17 protein-coding genes are annotated in these 20033 nt (G+C 61.0%); 10 read left to right on the top strand and 7 right to left on the bottom strand.

Annotated features, from left to right (window positions below):
* Positions 1 to 24: 24 nt before the first annotated feature.
* The 3 genes from alaS to ugpQ all read right to left on the bottom strand — a co-directional run bounded on the left by alaS (position 25) and on the right by ugpQ (position 4181).
* Positions 25 to 2649 (bottom strand): alanine--tRNA ligase, encoded by a 2625-nt coding sequence (gene alaS, locus BM062_RS09500; protein WP_092396498.1) that lies wholly within the window; start codon positions 2647 to 2649, stop codon positions 25 to 27.
* A gap of 323 nt (positions 2650 to 2972) precedes the next feature.
* On the bottom strand, positions 2973 to 3191 hold the full coding sequence (locus BM062_RS09495; protein WP_092396167.1) for a hypothetical protein: 219 nt from the start codon (positions 3189 to 3191) through the stop codon (positions 2973 to 2975).
* A gap of 201 nt (positions 3192 to 3392) precedes the next feature.
* The gene (gene ugpQ, locus BM062_RS09490; RefSeq protein ID WP_092396165.1) at positions 3393 to 4181 is read right to left on the bottom strand and encodes a glycerophosphodiester phosphodiesterase; all 789 of its coding nucleotides are present in this window, start codon (positions 4179 to 4181) and stop codon (positions 3393 to 3395) included.
* A 263-nt stretch (positions 4182 to 4444) separates the two neighbouring features.
* Here ugpQ and BM062_RS09485 point away from each other — a divergent pair, with 263 nt between their 5' ends.
* From BM062_RS09485 to BM062_RS09455, 7 genes are all read left to right on the top strand, one after another.
* Positions 4445 to 4729: a 2TM domain-containing protein gene (locus BM062_RS09485; protein ID WP_254785023.1), complete on the top strand. Its 285-nt coding sequence runs from the start codon at positions 4445 to 4447 to the stop codon at positions 4727 to 4729.
* Positions 4726 to 5820: a sensor histidine kinase gene (locus tag BM062_RS09480; protein WP_092396161.1), complete on the top strand. Its 1095-nt coding sequence runs from the start codon at positions 4726 to 4728 to the stop codon at positions 5818 to 5820. Before BM062_RS09485 ends, BM062_RS09480 begins: the two co-directional genes overlap by 4 nt.
* Positions 5817 to 6611: a LytR/AlgR family response regulator transcription factor gene (locus BM062_RS09475; protein WP_092396159.1), complete on the top strand. Its 795-nt coding sequence runs from the start codon at positions 5817 to 5819 to the stop codon at positions 6609 to 6611. The genes BM062_RS09480 and BM062_RS09475 overlap by 4 nt, the downstream gene beginning before the upstream one ends.
* A 186-nt stretch (positions 6612 to 6797) precedes the next feature.
* On the top strand, positions 6798 to 8573 hold the full coding sequence (locus BM062_RS09470) for a glutamine--tRNA ligase/YqeY domain fusion protein (protein WP_092396157.1): 1776 nt from the start codon (positions 6798 to 6800) through the stop codon (positions 8571 to 8573).
* A gap of 123 nt (positions 8574 to 8696) precedes the next feature.
* Complete coding sequence (locus BM062_RS09465; protein WP_092396155.1) at positions 8697 to 9188, top strand: DUF4429 domain-containing protein; 492 nt, start codon at positions 8697 to 8699, stop codon at positions 9186 to 9188.
* 92 nt (positions 9189 to 9280) lie between these two features.
* Entirely contained in the window at positions 9281 to 9790 is a 510-nt protein-coding gene (locus BM062_RS09460) for a DUF1993 domain-containing protein (protein WP_092396153.1), read from the top strand.
* A 123-nt stretch (positions 9791 to 9913) separates the two neighbouring features.
* Positions 9914 to 11359, top strand: a complete 1446-nt coding sequence (locus tag BM062_RS09455; RefSeq protein WP_254785022.1) for an IS1182 family transposase — start codon at positions 9914 to 9916, stop codon at positions 11357 to 11359.
* A 248-nt stretch (positions 11360 to 11607) separates the two neighbouring features.
* On the opposite strand, the gene BM062_RS09450 is transcribed toward BM062_RS09455, so the two are convergent.
* Positions 11608 to 12519: a LysR family transcriptional regulator gene (locus BM062_RS09450; protein WP_092396496.1), complete on the bottom strand. Its 912-nt coding sequence runs from the start codon at positions 12517 to 12519 to the stop codon at positions 11608 to 11610.
* Positions 12520 to 12627: 108 nt separating this feature from the next.
* On the opposite strand from BM062_RS09450, the gene BM062_RS09445 reads away from it, so the two are divergent.
* Positions 12628 to 13890, top strand: coding sequence for an MFS transporter (locus tag BM062_RS09445; RefSeq protein WP_092396151.1), 1263 nt, complete (start codon positions 12628 to 12630; stop codon positions 13888 to 13890).
* A gap of 33 nt (positions 13891 to 13923) precedes the next feature.
* On the opposite strand, the gene betA is transcribed toward BM062_RS09445, so the two are convergent.
* The 3 genes from betA to betI all read right to left on the bottom strand — a co-directional run bounded on the left by betA (position 13924) and on the right by betI (position 17786).
* The gene (betA, locus tag BM062_RS09440) at positions 13924 to 15597 is read right to left on the bottom strand and encodes a choline dehydrogenase (RefSeq protein ID WP_092396149.1); all 1674 of its coding nucleotides are present in this window, start codon (positions 15595 to 15597) and stop codon (positions 13924 to 13926) included.
* Positions 15598 to 15669: 72 nt separating this feature from the next.
* Positions 15670 to 17142: a betaine-aldehyde dehydrogenase gene (betB, locus tag BM062_RS09435; RefSeq protein ID WP_092396147.1), complete on the bottom strand. Its 1473-nt coding sequence runs from the start codon at positions 17140 to 17142 to the stop codon at positions 15670 to 15672.
* Positions 17143 to 17183: 41 nt separating this feature from the next.
* Positions 17184 to 17786 (bottom strand): transcriptional regulator BetI, encoded by a 603-nt coding sequence (gene betI / locus BM062_RS09430; protein ID WP_092396145.1) that lies wholly within the window; start codon positions 17784 to 17786, stop codon positions 17184 to 17186.
* A 291-nt stretch (positions 17787 to 18077) separates the two neighbouring features.
* On the opposite strand from betI, the gene BM062_RS09425 reads away from it, so the two are divergent.
* Positions 18078 to 19661 (top strand): BCCT family transporter, encoded by a 1584-nt coding sequence (locus BM062_RS09425; RefSeq protein ID WP_092396494.1) that lies wholly within the window; start codon positions 18078 to 18080, stop codon positions 19659 to 19661.
* Positions 19662 to 19743: 82 nt separating this feature from the next.
* Positions 19744 to 20033: transposase (locus BM062_RS09420; RefSeq protein ID WP_139220021.1), on the top strand; the 290-nt coding region annotated here is incomplete at its 3' end.

Genomic DNA, 20033 nt, shown 5'->3' with positions numbered 1-20033 from the left:
AGCCACGATCTCTGGCCAGGTTCTTTATGCGCGTTCGCCGACCCAGGCCGCAACGCCTTGCAGCGCCGCCGCCAGGCCGCTGGCGTCGGTGCCGCCGGCTTGCGCCATGTCGGGCCGGCCGCCGCCTTTGCCGCCCACCTGCAAGGCGACAAAGTTGACCAGTTCGCCGGCCTTGACCTTGCCGATAGCGTCGGCGGTGACGCCGGCGATCAGGCTGACCTTGCCATCCTTGACGGCAGCCAGCACGATGGCGGCAGTCTTCAGCTTATCCTTCAGCTTATCCATGGTTTCACGCAAGGTCGCACTGTCGGCGCCTTCCAGCGTGGCCGCCAGCACCTTGATGCCCTTGACGTCCACTGCCTGCGAAACCAGTTCGTCGCCCTGGTTCGCCGCCAGTTTCGACTTCAGGCTGCTCAGTTCCTTTTCCAGCGCCTTGACGTGTTCCTGCACTTGCGCGATGCGCTGGGTCAGTTCTTCCGGCTGGGCTTTCAATGCCGCCGCGGCTTCATTGACGCGGTTGCTCAGGTTCTGCACCAGCGCCAGCCCGGCTTCGCCGGTCACCGCTTCGATGCGGCGGATGCCGGCGGCAACGCCGCCTTCAGCCACCACCTTGAACAGGCCGATATCACCGGTGCGGCTGACGTGGGTGCCGCCGCACAGTTCGCGCGAACTGCCGATCGACAGGACGCGTACTTCGTCGCCATATTTTTCGCCAAACAGGGCCATGGCGCCGGCGCCGACTGCGTCGTCGAACGACATCAGCCTGGCTTCGGTAGCGACGTTGGCGAGGATTTCGCGGTTGACGATTTCCTCGATGCGGCGGATTTCATCGGCGCTGACCGGCGCATTATGGCTGAAGTCGAAGCGCGTCTTGTCGGCATCGACCAAAGAACCTTTTTGCGCGACATGGCTGCCCAATACTTCACGCAGCGCCTTGTGCATCAGGTGAGTAGCCGAGTGATTGCGCACGGTGCGCGCGCGCACCGCGGTATCCACCTTGGCGTTCAGCTGGCCGCCGACCGCCAGCGAACCGCTGAGCAGTTTGCCGTGATGGCCGAAAACGTCGGCCTGGATCTTTTGGGTATCGGCGACTTCGAACAGACCGCCTGCCGCTTCCAGCACACCCGAATCGCCAACCTGGCCGCCCGATTCTGCGTAGAACGGCGTGGTGTCGAGCACCACGATCGCGTCCTGGCCGGCTTCGATTTTTTGCACCGCGCTGCCGTCCACATACAAGGCCAGTACCTTGGCGTCATGCGCCAGGCTGTCGTAGCCGACAAAACTGGTCTTGTCGCCGCTGTATTCCACTGCTGCCGCCATCTTGAACTTGCCGGCTGCGCGCGCGGTCGACTTCTGGCGTTCCATCGCCGTGGCGAAGCCCGCTTCGTCCAGTTCGACTTCGCGTTCGCGGCAGATGTCCGCGGTCAAGTCGAGCGGGAAGCCGAACGTGTCGTACAGCGTAAATGCAGTTTCGCCATCCAGTTTCTTCGGCGTCTTGGCCAGCGCGGTTTCCAGGATCTTCATGCCGTGTTCCAGCGTTTCGCCGAAACGTTCTTCTTCCTGCTTCAGCACTTGCTCAACGCGCTCTGCCGCTTCCGGCAGTTCCGGGTAAGCGGCGCCCATTTCCAGCACCAGGTCCTTGACCAGCTTGTAGAAGAACGGCTTGGTCTGGCCCAGTTTGTGGCCGTGACGCAAGGCGCGGCGGATGATGCGGCGCAGTACATAACCGCGGCCTTCATTGCCGGGGATGACGCCGTCGACCACCAGGAATGAACAGGCGCGGATGTGATCGGCGATCACTTTCAGCGAATTGTTTCCCAGGTCGGTAATATTGGTTTCACGCGCAGCAGCCTTGATCAGGCGCTGGAACAGGTCGATTTCGTAGTTGCTGTGCACGTGCTGCAGCACTGCGGCCAGGCGCTCCAGTCCCATGCCGGTATCGACGCACTGCTTCGGCAGCGGGGTCAAGGTAGCTACGCCGGTTTTCGGGTCGATCTGGCGGTCGAACTGCATGAACACGTTGTTCCAGATTTCGATGTAACGGTCGCCGTCCTGCTCCGGGCTTCCCGGCGGGCCGCCCCAGACGTCGGGACCGTGGTCGTAGAAGATCTCCGAGCAAGGGCCGCAAGGACCGGTGTCGGCCATCTGCCAGAAATTGTCGGATGCGTACGGCGCTCCCTTGTTGTCGCCGATGCGCACGATGCGCTCCTTCGGCAGGCCAATGACCTTGTGCCAGATGTCGTAGGCTTCGTCGTCGGTTTCATACACCGTGGCCCACAGCTTGTCGGCCGGCAGGCCGTACACCTTGGTCAGCAGCTCCCAGGCCCAGACCAGCGAATCGTGCTTGAAATAGTCGCCGAACGACCAGTTGCCCAGCATCTCGAAAAAAGTGTGGTGGCGTGCGGTATACCCGACGTTTTCCAGGTCGTTGTGCTTGCCGCCGGCGCGCAGGCAGCGCTGGACCGAGGTGGCGCGCACGTAATTACGCTTTTCGGTGCCCAGGAATACGTCCTTGAACTGCACCATGCCGGAATTGGTAAACAACAAGGTCGGGTCGTTGCCTGGCACCAGGCTCGACGAGCGCACGATGGTGTGGCCTTTGGATTCAAAGAATTTGAGAAACTTTTCGCGGATTTCGGCTGAGTTCATGTTCTTGGGCAAAAAATGAAACGAAAAAAAGGCAAGGGACGCAATATCAGGACTTACGCAAAATTGCCCCAGCAAGGCATGACGACGAAGACAGTACGGCGTACGGCCAGGAGGAGTAACGCCGCTGGGGCAATTTTGCGTAAGTCCTGAGTATGTCCTTTTGCAAACCTTTGATTATACGTGATACCTGCCGGGCTATTCTGCCGCCAATGCATGAAAAAAGCCCACCGGGATCGCTCCCAACGGGCCTTTAATGACATGAGGACGTTGATCCAGGCGGATTTGCGCCGGATTCGACCTATATCAGTTGTGTTGCACGCTATTTAAGCGCCTTTGTTTACCGGTGTAGGTGCGATCTTGTGGCTTTTCTTGTGGTGATGCTTCTTGCCCATTTTTTTTGCAGGTGCTGCAGCAGGTGCATCAGCGGCCGGAGCGGCGGCTGGAGCGGCAGGAGCAGGTGCTGCGGCAGGTGCGTTTTGCGCCATGACTGGCAGAGCGAAAGCAGCGACGACGACGGCAGCCAGCAATTTATTGATCTTCATTTTGACTTCCTTTCAGTTATTTTAAAAACAAGCAAATTTGGTGCTTTACGAGTAAAGCTAACGATCAACCATTGGCCTTGGCACGGTGAACATGGCCTGAAACTCGGTTCTGCACTCTATTAACGCCAGCTTGCGGATTTGGTTGACATCAAGTTACCGGCCATTTTTGGCTTGCTTCCTGCCGGCGGCTGACAAGCCGTTTCAGCCCTGCGCGCCGGCAAAATCGGCGCCGATCAGGTCGATCCGGTCGGTACAGAAGCCGTCTACGCCCCAGCCAAGTATTTCCTTGGCCCGCGCCGGCTTGTTCACCGTGTAGCAGAACAGACCGTAGCCGGCCTGGCTGACCGACTGCGCCTGCATCGGCGACAGGTATTTATGGTTGGTGTGCAGGGCCACCGCATCCAGCTCCTGCAGCCGCTCTTGCCAGTCGTCTTCGATGGCGTCCGTCAGGAAACCGCGCGGTATGTCGGGCGCGGCAACTTGCGCGGCGCGCAAGGCCGCAAACGAGAAAGACGACAGCAACGGCAAGGCCGGGTCGGCCCAGGCGCCGCGCCGGCTGGCCGCGTGAGCCGCAACTTCGGCGGCAAAAAATTCCTCGGTGACCTGGGCTACCACGCGCCCGGTCTCCACTTCAAACCCCTCTGCCGGCTTGATTTCGACATTCATCCAGATGCCGTTCTGCCGGCAAAACTCCAGCACCTGGCGGTAGGTGCATACCGGCTCGCCGGCAAACTGCGGCCCCAGCCAGCTGCCGGCGTCCAGCGCGGCCAGTTCGTCCGCGCTGAAATCGGCGACCCGGCCGACGCCGCGCACGGTGCGGCCGAACACCGCGTCGTGCATCAGGACAGGTACGCCGTCGCGCGCCAGCATGACGTCGAATTCGACCGCATGGAAACCATGCTGCAGGCCGCAGCGCATGGCTGCCAGGGTATTTTCAGGTGCCAGGGTGCCGCCGCCGCGATGCGCGACAACTTTGGGATAAGGCCACATAACTCTTCTCTTTCAAGCAAATACGTTGGAATAACGATCAGGCAACCATAAAAAGATACTGGAAGCTGTATTGCTGATCCTGAACTGCCATCTTAAATGATTCGATTTATTTGGCACACCCCGCCCTGCCGATCCTGTCCCGGATTTGTTCCATCGCGCCGCAGGCGCCATTCGCGACAAATTGAGCCGGTTTCGTCGCATTTTGCTGTCGGCCGCCGGCCATGGCGTTCAGAATCCAAGCATGTCCACACAGGAGAACAACGATGAACGGCAACACACTCAGCTATCAGGACGCGCAAGACCGGGTCGAGCGCAAACTCGGCTTTTTCAGGCACCTGGCGATTTACCTGATCGTCAACAGCGGCCTGGCGCTGCTGAATTACCTGCACAATCCTGGCCATGCATGGGCATTCTGGCCGGCCCTGGGCTGGGGAATCGGGTTACTATCACACGCCTTGGCGGTGTTCCTGCACGCTCCGGGCGCGCAATGGAAGCGGCGCATGATAGAACGAGAACTAGATAAACATAACCACAACCCGCACGCATGAAGCCGACCACCGCATTGCCGCAAAATGACCAGCCGCTGGCCCGGCGCCTGCTGCGCAGCCTGCTCATCAACGTCGGCATCGACGTCATCTGCGCCCTGATCGTCACTTATGTGATGCGCATCAACGACCTCTTCTGGACCAACCTGGTGTTTTCGCTATGCATCGGCATGCTGGCGTTGCTGTTCATCGAAACCGGCCGTTATCTGTTCCAGCGCAAAGCGATGCTGCGGAAAGTGCATTTTCTCGCATTCACAATGGTGGCTTCCAGTCTCGCCCTATTCTTCGGCATCCTGCTGGCCAGCTGGCTGCTCGGCCTGCCCGTGGATAGTTTTTCGATGTACATGAGCGTTGGCGGCCTCGGCCTGGTGATCCTGACAGTGTCGGTCTGCATCGGCGCCACGCTGTTCTTCTGGAACCTCAGCACGCTGGCAGAATTGCGCAACCAGGCGGCTACCGAAAGGGCGCGCTCGGTCGGCATCGAGAAACAGGCGTTACAGGCGCAGTTGCAGATGCTGCAAGCGCAGATTGAACCGCATATGCTGTTCAACACGCTCGCTACCCTGCAAAGCCTGATTGCGCTGGATCCGCCGCGGGCGCAGCAGATGCTGGACCAGCTCATCCATTTCCTGCGCGCTTCGCTGTCCTCGTCGCGCATCGAACAGACCACTCTGGCGCAGGAATTCGCCCTGATGGAAGCCTACCTGGAACTGATGTCGCTGCGCATGGGCAACCGCCTCAGCTTCGACCTGCAGCTGCCCCCAGCCTTGCGCGACACCGTGATAGCGCCGATGCTGCTGCAGCCGCTGGTGGAAAACGCCATCAAGCATGGACTGGAACCCAAGATCGAAGGCGGCCGGATCGAAGTTGTCGCCAGCCGCCAAGGCCAGCTGCTGCTGCTCGACGTCAGCGACACCGGCCTCGGGCTGACGGCCGGACCGCAACTGCAGCCAGCCAGCCATGCCAGCCACATCGGCCTCAGCAATATCCATGAACGCCTGCAAGCGCTGTACGGCGCGCAGGCCAGCCTGACCCTGAAACCGAAGCTGCCGCACGGCGTTATCGCTCAGCTCCAACTGCCCATCCTGCCATGACCAATTCCTCCAATTTGCGCGCCCTGATTGCCGAAGACGAACCGATTCTGGCTGCCGCCCTGCAGCAAGCATTGCAGCGCCTGTGGCCGGAACTGCAGATCATCGCCAGCGTCGACAACGGCCAGGCGGTAGTCGAGCAAACCCTCCGGCAACGTCCGGACATCCTGTTCCTGGACATCAAGATGCCCGGCAAAACCGGGCTCGAAGCAGCCCAGGAGCTGGCCGAGGAATGGCCGGATAACGAAGCCTTTCCGCTGATCGTGTTTGTCACCGCCTATGACGAATATGCTGTCAGCGCCTTCGAGCAGGCCGCCGCCGACTACGTGCTGAAGCCGATCAGCGACGCCCGCCTGGGCAAGACCGTCGCTCGCCTGCAGCAGCACCTGCAGCAAGACAACGACGGCAATGCAGCGCTGGACAGCCTGATCGGCCAATTGCGCAACATGCAGCCCAAGGCCAGCGCCGAACCGCTGACCATGATCCGGGCCGCGGTCGGCAACCAGATCCGCATGATCCCGATAGGCGAAGTGATCTATTTCGAAGCCAGCGACAAATACATCAATGTGGTCACCGCCGAAAACGAGTCGCTGATACGCACCAGCCTCAAGGAGTTGCTGCCGCAGCTCGACAGCCGGCAATTCTGGCAGGTGCACCGCGGCACCATCGTCAACCACCAGTTCATCCAGGTGGCGACGCGCGATGAAAGCGGGAAATTGTCGCTGAAGTTGCGCGGCCGCAGCGAAAGCGTGGCGGTGAGCCGTGTATTCGCCCATTTGTTCAGGCAGATGTAACGGACCGCATTTTTCGGCAGGCAGACCCCAATGGCATTTTTAACAACAAACGTCATTCGCCCAGCGCCCCCTTGCCGGCCGCAAAACCGCAGTGCAACAAAATCCCTCAGGTCGCGCCTGCAAAGCGCCACGCTACGGTAAAATGAGTCATATCCTCATTCAGCAAAGCGTATAAACAGATCCTCCATGAGCAACGACCACACCAACGGCCATACCCCACCTGCACCAGCCTCGTCCAATTTCTTGCGCGGCATCATCGAAACCGACCTGACCGCCGGCGCCTACGCCGAGCGCAAGGACAGCCAGGGTCAGCCGTTGCCGCAGGTAGTCACCCGTTTCCCGCCGGAGCCCAACGGCTACCTGCACATCGGCCACGCCAAGTCGATCTGCGTCAACTTCGGCCTGGCGCGCGATTACGCCGGCCGCTGCCACCTGCGTTTCGACGACACCAATCCTGAAAAGGAAGAACAGGAATACGTCGACACCATCATCGACAGCGTCCGCTGGCTGGGTTTCGACTGGACGGACAGCAGCGGCGAGCATTTGTACTTCGCCAGCAACTACTTCGACAAGCTGTATGAAATGGCGGAATACCTGATCACCGCGGGCTTGGCTTACGTCGACAGCCAAAGCGCCGAACAGATGGCTGCCAACCGCGGCAATTTCGGCGAGGCGGGCAAGGATTCGCCGTTCCGCAACCGCTCGGCCGCAGAGTCGCTCGACCTGTTCCGCCGCATGAAAGCCGGCGAATTCAAGGATGGCGAGCACATCGTGCGCGCCAAGATCGACATGGCGTCGCCCAACATGAACCTGCGCGACCCGGCGATCTACCGGATCCGCCATGCCCATCACCACCGTACCGGCGACAAGTGGTGCATCTATCCGATGTACGACTACACGCATCCGATTTCAGACGCGCTGGAAAACATTTCGCATTCGATCTGCACCCTGGAGTTCCAGGACCACCGCCCGTTCTACGACTGGCTGCTGGAACACCTGAGCGGCGCCGGCTTCCTGCAAAAACCGGTGCCGCACCAGTATGAATTCTCGCGCCTCAACGTTACCTATGTGATCACCAGCAAACGCAAGCTGCGCCAGCTGGTGGACGAAGGCATCGTCGACGGCTGGGACGATCCGCGCATGCCGACCCTGGTCGGTATCCGGCGCCGCGGCTTTACGCCGGAATCGCTGCAATTGTTCTGCGACCGCACCGGCGTCACCAAGTCCGACGGCTGGATCGACATGAGTTCGCTGGAAGGCGCCCTGCGCGAAGACCTCGATCCCAAGGCGCCGCGCGCCAGCGCCGTGCTGCAGCCGCTGAAGCTGATCATCGACAATTTCCCGGAAGGAGAAACCGTGGCCTGCCACGCGCCGGTCTATCCGCCGGCCCATCCGGAGCACGCTACCGCGCTGCGCCATTTCCCGATCAGCAAAACGCTGTGGATAGAGCAGGAAGATTTCATGGAAACCCCGGTCAAAGGGTATTTCCGCCTGTTCCCGCCGAGCGCCGACAAGCCGGGCAGCCGGGTGCGCCTGCGCCACGGTTACGTGGTCGAATGCACCGGCTTCGATAAAGATGCCGACGGCAAGGTGATTGCGGTCCACTGCACCTATTTCCCGGACAGCAAGAGCGGCACCGAAGGCAGCGCCAACTACAAGGTCAAAGGTAACATTCACTGGATCAGTGTGGCGCATGCGATCGAGGCCGAAGTGCGCCTGTACGACCGCCTGTTCACCGATCCCCATCCGGACGCCGGCGGCAAGGACTTCAAGGCGGCATTGAATCCGGACGCCAAGAAAGTGATCACCGCCTATCTGGAACCGGGCTTGAAAGACGCCAAGGCCGAAGAGCGCTACCAGTTCGAACGGCACGGCTATTTCATCGCCGACCGGGTTGATTCGCAGCCTGGCAAACTGGTGTTCAACCGCACTGTTACCTTGAAAGACAGCTGGGGCAAATAACACTCCTGAACACTGAAGAAAAAGACGTCGCACCGGAAATCCGGTCCGGCGTCTTTCTTCATTGTGGCGGTAGTGTTACATTATCCGATGCAAATACAACAATAGTCATCGCCTGAGAAGATCGTGAACCAGAAAGTAGCAGACGTGAACCAAGCTGTCATACAGGTGGAGATGCAGGTACGGGGCATCAACGGCCAGGTAATCCTGCTCAGCGACCGCGTCCAGATAAAACGCGCCGGCGCCATGGCGCGCCTGACGCAGTCGCGCAATAGTGAAAAGGATATCCCCGTGTCGGCCCTGAGCGCGGTCCGCATCCAATTGCCGGGCCTGCTGACCAACGGCTATATCCGCTTCTACCTGAGCGCCGGCAAGCAAGGCGACGACACCCTGATCCGCGCCGCCGGCGACGAAAACACGGTGCTGTTCAACCACCGGCAATTCACCCGATTCGCCAACCTGAAAACCGAGATCGAGAAAAAGATCGCGGCTTCGCAGGCAATCACCCGCGCGCCCGTGGATTTTGAGCAGCTGGACAGGCTGGCGGAGCAATACAAGCAGGGGCTGATTTCGCGTTCGGAATGGATCAGCACCAAGAAAAGGCTGCTGGGGCTTTGAACATACGCAGCGCGAGCAGCAGGCCCGGCACGCAAGTACTATAATCACGCCACCTTTCCCGGACACCAAGCTACAACCAACCAAGGAACACCATGACCATTTCCATGTACAGCGCCTCGATTCCTGTCTTCAAGCAGATGCTCAGCGCACTCAACGACGTATTGGCAAAGGCCGAAGCGCACGCCGCCGAAAAGAAGATCGATCCCAATGCGTTCCTGCAGGCGCGCCTGTTCCCGGACATGTTCCCGCTGCTGCGCCAGGTGCAGATCGCTGCCGATTTCGCCAAGAGCGTGCCGGCCCGCCTGGCAGGCGCCGAAGTTCCTGCGTATGAAGACAGCGAACTGACTTTCGCCGATCTGCACGCCCGCATCCAGAAGACGCTGGCATTCATCGACGGCCTGACCGCAGCGCAGATCGACGGCAGCGAAACGCTGGAAATCGTCTTGCGGCCCGGCACGCCGAAAGAAAAGAAGCTGACCGGCCAGACTTACCTGCTGGGCTACGGCCTGCCGCAGTTTTTCTTCCATGTGACCACTGCGTATGACATCCTGCGCCACAACGGCGTGGAAGTCGGCAAGCGTGACTTCATGGGCGCTTATTAAGCCGGGGGCTGGTCCTCATCTGTCCTGCTTGAAAAACTAACGAAAAAGCCCCGTTCTTACTTGAACGGGGCCAGGTTGCTGACAAAGCCTTCCGAAACTGGAAGGCTTTTTCTATAATGAGGGATGCTAAAAATCCCTGCGCCTTACCAGCACGAGCTGGAGATGGTGACACTGGAAAGCCTGGTACCCAGTGATCATCTATTACGCAAGATCGCTGCCGCGGTCGACTTTGAGTTTATCCGTGCGAAGGTAGCGCATCTGTACTGCGCCGATAACGGGCGCCCGGCGCTCGATCCGGTGGTGCTGTTCAAACTCTTGTTCATTGGCTATCTGTTTGGTGTACGCAGTGAACGGCAGTTGATGCGCGAGGTGCAAGTGAACGTGGCGTATCGCTGGTTCGCTGGCTTCCGACTCACCGACAAGGTGCCGGACGCGTCGACGTTCTCTCAGAACCGGCGTCGGCGCTTCACGGACACCACGGTGTATCAAGCCATCTTCGATGAGATCGTACGCCAGGCGATGGGACGCGGCATGGTCGATGGCCGTGTGCTCTACACCGACAGTACCCACCTGAAGGCCAATGCCAACAAGAACAAGTTTGATGTAGTGACGGTGCAGCAAACGCCCTCAGCTTATCTGGCCGAGCTCGATGCGGCGGTCGATGCAGACCGGGCCGCGCATGGCAAGAAGCCGCTCAAGCGCGATGACGACGATACGCCACCGACCAAGGACATCAAGGTCAGTCGCACCGATCCCGAGAGCGGCTACATGGTGCGCGACGACAAGCCCAAAGGGTTCTTTTACCTGGATCACCGTACAGTCGACGCCAAGCATGCCATCATCACCGATACCTATGTGACGCCGGCGTCGGTACACGACAGCATGCCGTATCTGGGGCGGCTGGATCGACAGCGCAGTCATTTCAACTTTCCTGTCAGTGCGGTGGGGCTGGACGCCGGCTATTTCACGCCGGCGGTATGCCAAGGGCTGGAACAGCGTGGCATTGCCGGGATCATGGGGTATCGCACACCCAATCACAAGCCAGGGACCTTCTATAAACGCCAATACCAGTATGACGCGTATCGCGACGAGTACTTGTGTCCGCAAGGCCAGGCGCTGGCCTACAGTACGACTAACCGGATCGGTTATCGCGAGTACAAATCGAACGCAGCGATCTGCCAGCGATGCCCTGTGCGCACACAATGCACCAACAGCGCCAATGGGGTGAAGGTCGTGGTGCGGCACGTATGGGAGCGCGCCAAGGAAGCTGTCAACGCCAGGCGGCTTACTGAGTGGGGTAAGCGTATTTATGCCCGACGCAAGGAAACAGTGGAGCGCAGTTTCGCCGACGCTAAGCAGCTACATGGCCATCGTTATGCAAAGATGCGTGGCTTGCGCAAGCTTGCCGAGCAATGTCTGCTGGGGGCTGCTTGCCAGAATATGAAGAAGATCGCGCTGCTGCTGGCGCGGCTTTTAGCTTCCTTAAACGTCCATCTCGACCGCACATACGCCTTGCTGCGTCATTTCCTCTTGCATGACGCCTTCCTCTGCCGATCACCTGTTTTTTAGTGTCGCGGCGCAATTTCAGACCACAAAAAACAAAACCCACCAAAAAATGGTGGGTTCGTCAGCAACCTGGCCCCGTTCTTACTTGAACGGGGCTTTTTTTCGGGTGCCGCGCCCGAATCACGGTGAAGCGCTTTGATAAACGCAGTTGCACTGGCGCGCGCCAGCCGCGGCCACCAATCCTTGTTTGCCGAGATACAGGCCTCCGTCAGGCAAAAATTGCTCAGCCAGCGCTAATCTTGCCTAGCCGTTCAAAGCGGCAGCTGTTCCTCCGCCTCCAGCATCGCGCTCATGTCTTGCCGCAAGCGCTCGATCGGCGCGGCCAGCCGCCCCGGCGCCCGGGCGTGCGCCAGCCATGTATTCACTCCCCCCTTGAATTGCGGCACCTGCAACACCCGCAACTGTTCGCGGAATGCGCTGCGCGCCAAGGCGCCCGGCATCACCATGCCGATGCCGACGCCGCGCGCCACCAGCGACAATTGCAGCTCGCTGCCATAAGTCTCCACCGCAATATCCACCGGCAAACGCGCCGCATCCAGCGCATGCCGGATCGAGCGGCGTATGCCGCAGCCGTCCTGGCTCAGCACCCAGGATTGCGTCGCCAGTTCCTGCAATGACAAGCTGCCCTTGCGCATGGGCGCTTCCCTGTGCGCCACGATCAGCGGGATCTGATGGCAAAGCAAATGCGTGGTCAGCGTGGCAGGCGGCATCACGTCGTCCGGCAGCACTACCGCAGCGGCGTCGATCGCATTGCTTTCCAGCAGGGTCAGCAGCGATGGCGACCAGCCGGTTGTAATGCGCAAAGCCAGCCTGGCGAATTCGCTGCGCAGCCTGTCGATAGGCTGGGCCAGCGCCAGTTCCGCCACGAAGGGCGCCACCCCAAGCCGGAATTCGCCGCTCGCTTCCGAACCGGGTTCGACGCCCGCCAGCAGATCCGCCACCGATCCCAGCACGCGGCGGCCGCGCTGGTAGACCTCGCGCCCGGCCGCAGTCGGCTTGAGCGGCTTCGACTGCCGCTCAAGCAGCGCCACTCCCAGCCGCTCTTCCAGGCTTTGCACGCGACGGCTGATGCCGGGCTGGGTCAGGTGCAGGCGAGTCGCCGCGGCAACAATGGAGCCGGTCTCGACCACGGCGACGAACGCTTCGATGTCATGGGTATTCACAAATAAACTCGCATAATATTTATGATGATAATTCACTTGTAGCATAAACATCGACGATGCACAATCACCCCATTGAAAACCTGCCACCCCTCCCCTGGGAAGAATGCGATGAATACCCCTCGACTCCCCTCAACCGTTCCCTACCCTGCCTCCAAGACGAGTGCCGCACGCATCGCCGATGATGGCATTTCGACCGGGCTGCAACTGCTGTTCGCTGCCGCGGTCGGCATTACCGTCATCAATTTATTCGCAACCCAGACCCTGATCGGCCCTATCGCCGCGGCACTGGGCCTGGATGCGCGGCTGAGCGGCATGGTCGCCATGCTGCCGCAGCTCGGTTACGCCGCCGGCCTGGTACTGCTGGTGCCGCTCGCCGACCTGCTGGAAAACCGGCGCCTGATCGTGCGCTTGCTGATGTGCTGCGCGCTGGCGCTGGCAGCGGCCACGCTGTCGACTTCCGGCTGGCTGTTCCTGCTGGCGATCTTCCTGGCGGGCGCTGCCTCCAGCGCGATCCAGATCATGGTGCCGCTGGCGGCGCTGATGGCTTGCGAGGCGCATCGCGGCAAGGTGGTAGGCAACGTCATGAGCGGCCTGATGCTGGGCATCCTGCTGTCGCGGCCATTGGCCAGCCTGCTGGTGGATGCCGGCGGCTGGCGCCTGCTGTATCTTGTGCTGGCCGTTTCGGTAACCGTGGTTGCGATCACCCTGAGGCGTACGCTGCCGCTGCGCCAGCCCGCCGCCATCCTGTCTTATCCGGCCTTGATCAGATCGCTGTGGAGCTTGCTGCGCAGCCAGCCGATACTGCGCCGGCGCGCGCTGACCGCCGCGCTTGCCATGGCTGCTTTCAGCCTGTTCTGGACCGCGGTCGCCCTGCTCCTGACGCAGCAGCCGTTCAACATGAACCAGCGCCACATCGCCCTGTTCGCACTGGCAGGCGCGGCGGGCGCCATCGTTGCACCGCTGGCCGGCCGTATCGGCGACCGCGGCTGGACCCGCCAGGCGACCTTGGCAGCACACCTCCTGATGATAGGGGCGTTGTTGCTGGCTGGCGTGGCCGGCGCCGGATGGGGCGGTTTCGCCATTTCCATCCATCCGTGGCTGGCGCTGGGCATGCTGGTGCTGGCCGCCATCGGGCTGGACGCCGGCGTGACCACCGACCAGACACTGGGCCGGCGCGCCATCAACCTGCTGCAGCCGGAAGCGCGGGGACGCTTGAACGGTTTGTTCGTCGGCATTTTCTTTATCGGCGGCGCGCTAGGCGCGGCCAGCGCGGCGCTGGCCTGGGTCGCCGGCGGCTGGAGCGGCGTCTGCCTGGCGGGCATTGCCTACGCTGCGGCAGCATTGATATTCGCTGTCTTTCAACAGCGCTGATGAGGCAGCGGCGCCGTCATGGCGCCGCCTCGGTCAGCCCTGCCGTGCCGGCTTGCCGCCAGCAACGAAATACGGCACCTCCACCCGCGGCAGCGGTTGCCGGCCGCGGATGCAGTCGGCGATTTTTTCCGCGATCATGATGGTCGGCGCATTCAGGTTGCCGGTGGTGATCTGCGGCATGATCGATGCATCCACCACACGCAGGCCTTGCAAGCCATGCACCCGGCCCTGGTTATCCACCACCGCCATCTCGTCATATCCCATGGCGTTGGAACAGGATGGATGGAAAGCGGTTTCAGCATGCCGGCGCACGAAGGCATCGAGCTCAGCATCGGTCTGCACCTGCACTCCCGGTGAAATTTCGCGGCCGGCATAGGCAGACAACGCCTGCTGCGCAATGATGTCGCGCGTGATGCGGATACCGTTACGGAATTCCTGCCAGTCCTGCTCGGTCGACATGTAGTTGAACAGGATGCTCGGATGCTGGCGCGGGTCTTTCGAACGCAGGTGGACCCGGCCGCGGCTGGGCGAACGCATCGAACCCATGTGGGCCTGGAAGCTGTGCACCTTGATCGGGTTGCTGCCGTTATAGTTGATCGCTACCGGCAGGAAGTGATACTGGATATTCGGCCACTCGAAGCTGTCGTCGCTGCGGATGAAACCGCCGGCCTCGAACTGGTTGCTGGCGCCGATGCCGGTGCCCATCAGCAGCCACTCGGCGCCGATTTGCGGCTGGTTCCACGGCTTCAATGCCGGCGCCAGCGAGACCGGCTGCTTGCATTCGTACTGCTGGTAGATTTCCAGGTGGTCTTGCAGGTTGGCGCCGACGCCCGGCAAATCCAGCACCACGGGAATAGCATGCTGGCGCAGCAGCGCAGCCGGACCGACGCCGGAGCGCTGCAGGATTTGCGGCGAAGCGATCGCGCCCGAACACAGCAGCACTTCGCGCCGCGCTTGCGCGGTTTGCAGCTGGTCGTTGTGCAGGTAAGCGACGCCGACGGCACGCTTGCCTGAGAACAGGATGCGATCGGTCAGCGCATGCGTCACAATCGTCAGGTTGGACCTTGCCCGCGCCTGGTCCAGGTAGCCGCGCGCAGTGCTGGCGCGCCGCCCTTGCGGCGTGGTGGTGCGGTCCATCGGACCGAAACCTTCCTGCTGGTAGCCGTTGAGGTCATCGGTGCGCGGGTAACCGGCTTGCACGCCGGCTTCCACCATCGCGTGGTAGAGCACGTTGTTGCCGCTCTTCGGCGTGGTCACGCTGACCGGGCCGTCGCTGCCGTGGTAGTCGTTGCCGCCGATGTCGCGCGTTTCAGCCTTCTTGAAGTACGGCAGGCAATCCAGGTAAGACCAGTTTTCCAGTCCTTCTCGCTTGGCCCAGTGATCGTAATCCAGCGCATTGCCGCGGATGTAGCACATGCCGTTGATCAGCGACGAGCCGCCCAGGCCCTTGCCGCGTCCGCATTCCATGCGGCGGTTGTCCATGTACGGCTCGGGATCGGTTTCATAAGCCCAGTTGTAACGCCGTCCTTGCAGCGGAAACGCCAGCGCCGCCGGCATCTGGGTGCGGAAATCGAAGCGGTAGTCGGGACCGCCGGCTTCCAGCAACAGCACGCTGGTATCCGCGTCTTCGGTCAGGCGCGTAGCCAGTACATTGCCGGCCGAACCGGCGCCGATGATGATGTAATCGTATTCTTTTGCTTGCTGCATGATGATCCTTCCTGACCGACGCCGGCTCGGCGGCATCGTTGTGAGACGTAGGCGGTAGCGTTGAAACGGTGCTCAGAACACCGAGGCGTAAGCGCCCAGCTCCACTTGAATCGACTTGATGCGGGTGTAGTGCTCCAGCGTGGCCAAGCCGTTTTCGCGGCCGACGCCGGATTGCTTGTAACCGCCGACCGGCATCTCGGCCGCCGATTCGCCCCAGGTGTTGATCCAGCAGATGCCGGCTTCCAGCTGGTGGATGACGCGATGCGCGCGGCTCAGGTTTTCCGTCATCAGGCCGGCGGCCAGGCCGTACTCCGTGTCGTTGGCGCGCCGGATCACTTCATCCTCTTCTTCAAAGGACAGGATGCTCATGACCGGGCCGAAGATTTCTTCGCGCACGATCTTCATGTCGTCGCGGCAGTCGGTGAACACGGTAGGCTGCACATAAGCGCCGCTGGCATAGGCGCCGCCGACTTCGCGCTTGCCGCCGGCCAGCAGGCGCGCGCCTTCGGCCAGGCCGGATTCGATGTAAGACAGCACGCTGTCCATGTGCGGGAAACTGACCAGCGGACCAAAATTGGTGTTCATCTCGAGCGGATTGCCGAGGCGGATGCGCGCTACCCGTTCCAGCACCTTGGCTTCGAACGCTTGCTTGACCGAGCTGTGGACAAACACCCGGGTGCCGTTGGTGCACACCTGGCCCGAGCTGTAGAAATTCGCCATCACGGCGACATCGGCGGCGCGTTCCAGGTCGGCGTCGGCAAACACGATCAGCGGCGACTTGCCGCCCAGTTCCATGGTCACTTCCTTCAGCGTCGAGCTGGAGGCGCTGGCCATGACTTTCTTGCCGGTCGCGGTGCCGCCGGTGAACGAGATCTTTTCGATGCCGGCATGCTCGGTGAGCCAGGTGCCGACTTCGCGGCCGCTGCCGGTCAGCACATTGAAGACGCCGTCCGGCAAACCCGCTTCGGTATAGATTTCAGCCAGCTTGAGCGTGCTCAGCGGCGTCACTTCGCTAGGCTTGAAAATCATCGCATTGCCGGCCGCCAGCGCCGGCGCCGATTTCCACAGGGCGATCTGGATCGGATAATTCCAGGCGCCGATGCCGGCCACCACGCCGAGCGGCTCGCGCCGGGTGTAGACAAACGCGCTTTCACGCAAGGGGATCTGCGTGCCTTCGATCGACGGCACCAGGCCGGCATAATATTCCAGCACATCAGCGCCGGTGACGATGTCGACGGCGCGCGTTTCCGACAGCGCCTTGCCGGTATCCAGGGTTTCCAGTTCGGCCAGTTCGTCGTTGCGCTCGCGCAGGATCGCTACTGCGCGACGCAATACACGCGAGCGCTGCATGGCGGTCTGTGCGGCCCACACGCGCTGGCCTTGTCGGGCGCTGGCGACGGCGCGGTCGACGTCAGCCTTGGTGGCGCGCTGGACTTCTGCCAGCACTTCGCCATTGGCGGGATTGATGGTCTGGAAAGTATCGCTGCCGCTGGCGTCAACGCGGCGGCCGCCGATATAAAGTTGCTGCTGCTTGAAAACAGGCATGGGGATTCTCCTCAACGGGTTGCTATCAGGTAGGTCAAAGATCAGGCGGCTGCAGCGCTTGCAGTGGCGTTGCTTTTCTTTGCCAATTGGTAATCCAGGTATTCGTAGGCCAGCTGCCGCGCTGCGTCAGCGTCGAAGGTCTTGCCCGACAAGGAGCCGCGCAGCCACAAGCCGTCGATCATCGCCGCCAGCCCGCGGGCAGCGTGGCGCGCTTGCGGCAACGGCAGTTCGCGCAAAAACTGGCAGCACAGGTTGGAGCGCAGGCGCTGGTCATTCACATGCTGCAGCCTGCGCAGCGATTCCTGGTGCATGCTGGACGACCAGAATGCCAGCCAGGTTTTCATGACAGGGCCGCTGACCTGGCTGTCGTTGAAGTTGGCGTCGACGATGGCGCGCAAATGGGCGGCGGCGGTGTCTTCTGCCAGTTCGCTGCGGCGGCGCAGGGTGTCTTCCCTTAAATCGCGCAGGATCTGGCGCATGGTGCCTTCGAGCAGACCGCTCTTGTCGCCGAAATAATGGCTGATGATGCCGGTCGACAAACCGGCCTGCCTGGCAATCAAGGCAATGGTGGCGTCAGCCAGGCCGACCCGGTCGATCACTTCCAGCGTGGCCTGGATCAGCTGCTTGCGGCGCAGCGGCAGCATCTCGTTTTTTTTCCTCAACGCACTTCCCCTCAAAACATTCGCGCAAAGCGGCCTGCCATCCGCTGCCTAAATTCAGTATAATTTAAATTGATTGGACGTTCAATCAATTTAAATCCAAGGTGTCATTGATAGCAAAATGTTTTCCTTATGAAAACAAAAGAAAACAAAATCAGGCCAGAAGCCCGGCAACAGAATCGGAATGAGGTTTATTTAAATGCAACATCAATCAAGCACAAAGACAATGAGACAGTCAGGCCAGGCAGCAAAACCGGCATTCCGCGGGCAGATCAAATGAGCGCCCCAGCATCAACCGTCAGCCATCGGCCATCCATGAAGACACGGCTCAACCGCCCCGTCTTCTTCTCTTCGGCAATCCTGATCATTGCCTTCACCGCCATCATCATCGCCTTCCCGCAGGCATCCACCGCCTGGCTGTCGAGCGCGCAAGCGACCCTGGCCAGCAGCTTCGGCTGGTACTACATGCTGGTAGTGGCCGCTTACCTTGGTTTCATCGTCTGGCTTGCCGCATCTCCTTACGGCAAGATAAAACTGGGGGCGGATGACGAACAGCCGGCCTTCAGCTACGGCGCCTGGGCCGGCATGCTGTTTTCTTCCGGCATCGGCATTTCCCTGCTCTATTTCGGCGCCTCGGAACCGTTGACGCATTACCTGTACCCACCCCAGGGAACGGCAGCGACACCGGCGGCGGCAAGCCAGGCGATGACCCTGACCTTCCTCCACTGGGGCCTGCACGGCTGGGCCATCTATGCCTTGATCGCGGTGGCGCTGGGCTACTTTGCCTACCGCCACAAGCAGCCGCTGGCTTTGCGCACCGCCTTGTATCCCCTGCTCGGCGAACGCGTCCACGGCGCCGCCGGCCACGCCGTCGATTGTTTCGGCATCGTGGTGACCGTGCTGGGCCTGGTCAGCAACCTGGGCATAGGATCGCTGCAGATCAGCGCCGGCCTGGAACACCTGTTCGGCCTGCAAAACAGCCATGGCACGCTGCTGGCGGTGATCATCGTGATGACCATCGTGGCGACCCTGGCGGCGGTCTCCGGCGTCGAAACCGGCATCCGGCGCCTGTCAAACCTGAACGTCGTACTGTTTGCGAGCTTGCTGGTTTTTGTGCTGTCGATGGGACCGACGCTGCATCTGCTGAACGCCATGATCCAGAACCTGGGCGACTACGTCAGCAACTTCGTCGGCAAGACGTTTGACCTGTATGCCTATGACCGGCCGAGCGACTGGCTCGGTAAATGGACCCTGTTCTACTGGGCCTGGTGGATTTCCTGGGCGCCATTTGTCGGCCTGTTCATTGCCCGCATTTCACGCGGACGCACTATCCGGGAAGTGGTCACCGGCGTACTGCTGCTGCCGCTGGCGTTCACCCTGGTGTGGCTGTCGGTGTTCGGCAACAGCGCGCTGGACCTGCTGATCAGCCACGGCGCAGCCGAGTTGAGCCGGGCAGCGCTGGAACAGCCGGCCATGACCATGTACAAGCTGCTGGCGCACTACCCGTTCGGCACCGCCATGTCGGGCGTGGCGATTTTCGTCGGCTTCGTGCTGTTCCTGACGCCGGCCGATTCGGGCGCCGTGATGCTGGCCAACCTGTCGGTGCGCGGCGCCGACGACGATGCCGATGCGCCGCACTGGCTGCGCATTTTCTGGTCGGCGCTGATCATGGCGGTCACCGTCGGCCTGATGTTCGCGGATAACATCAGCGCGATACAAACCACGATCGTGCTGGCGTCGTTGCCGTTTTCCGTGGTGCTGGTGCTGTACATGGTTTGCCTGATGAAAAGCCTGCGTATGGAATTCGAACCCGCCGTTGCGGTAAAGACCACGGCGAAGGTCGCCAAGCAAGCCTGGTAGAAACAAAAAAAGCTGCGCAATGCGCAGCTTCAGGTTGCTGACAAAGCCTTCCGAAATTGGAAGGCTTTTTCTATAATGGGGCATGCTAAAAATCCCTGCACCGTACCAGCACGAACTGGAGATGGTGACACTGGAAAGCCTGGTGCCCAGTGATCATCTACTACGTAAGATCGCTGCGGCGGTCGATTTCGATTTTATCCGTGAGAAGGTAGCGCACCTGTACTGCGCCGATAACGGGCGTCCGGCGCTCGATCCGGTAGTGTTGTTCAAACTCTTATTCATTGGCTATCTGTTTGGCGTACGCAGTGAACGGCAGTTGATGCGCGAAGTACAAGTGAACGTTGCGTATCGCTGGTTCGCCGGTTTCAGGCT

The organism is Collimonas sp. OK412, from assembly GCF_900112135.1.
GTDB lineage: Bacteria > Pseudomonadota > Gammaproteobacteria > Burkholderiales > Burkholderiaceae_D > Collimonas > Collimonas rhizosphaerae.
This window is presented reverse-complemented; position numbering and strand designations above follow the sequence as displayed.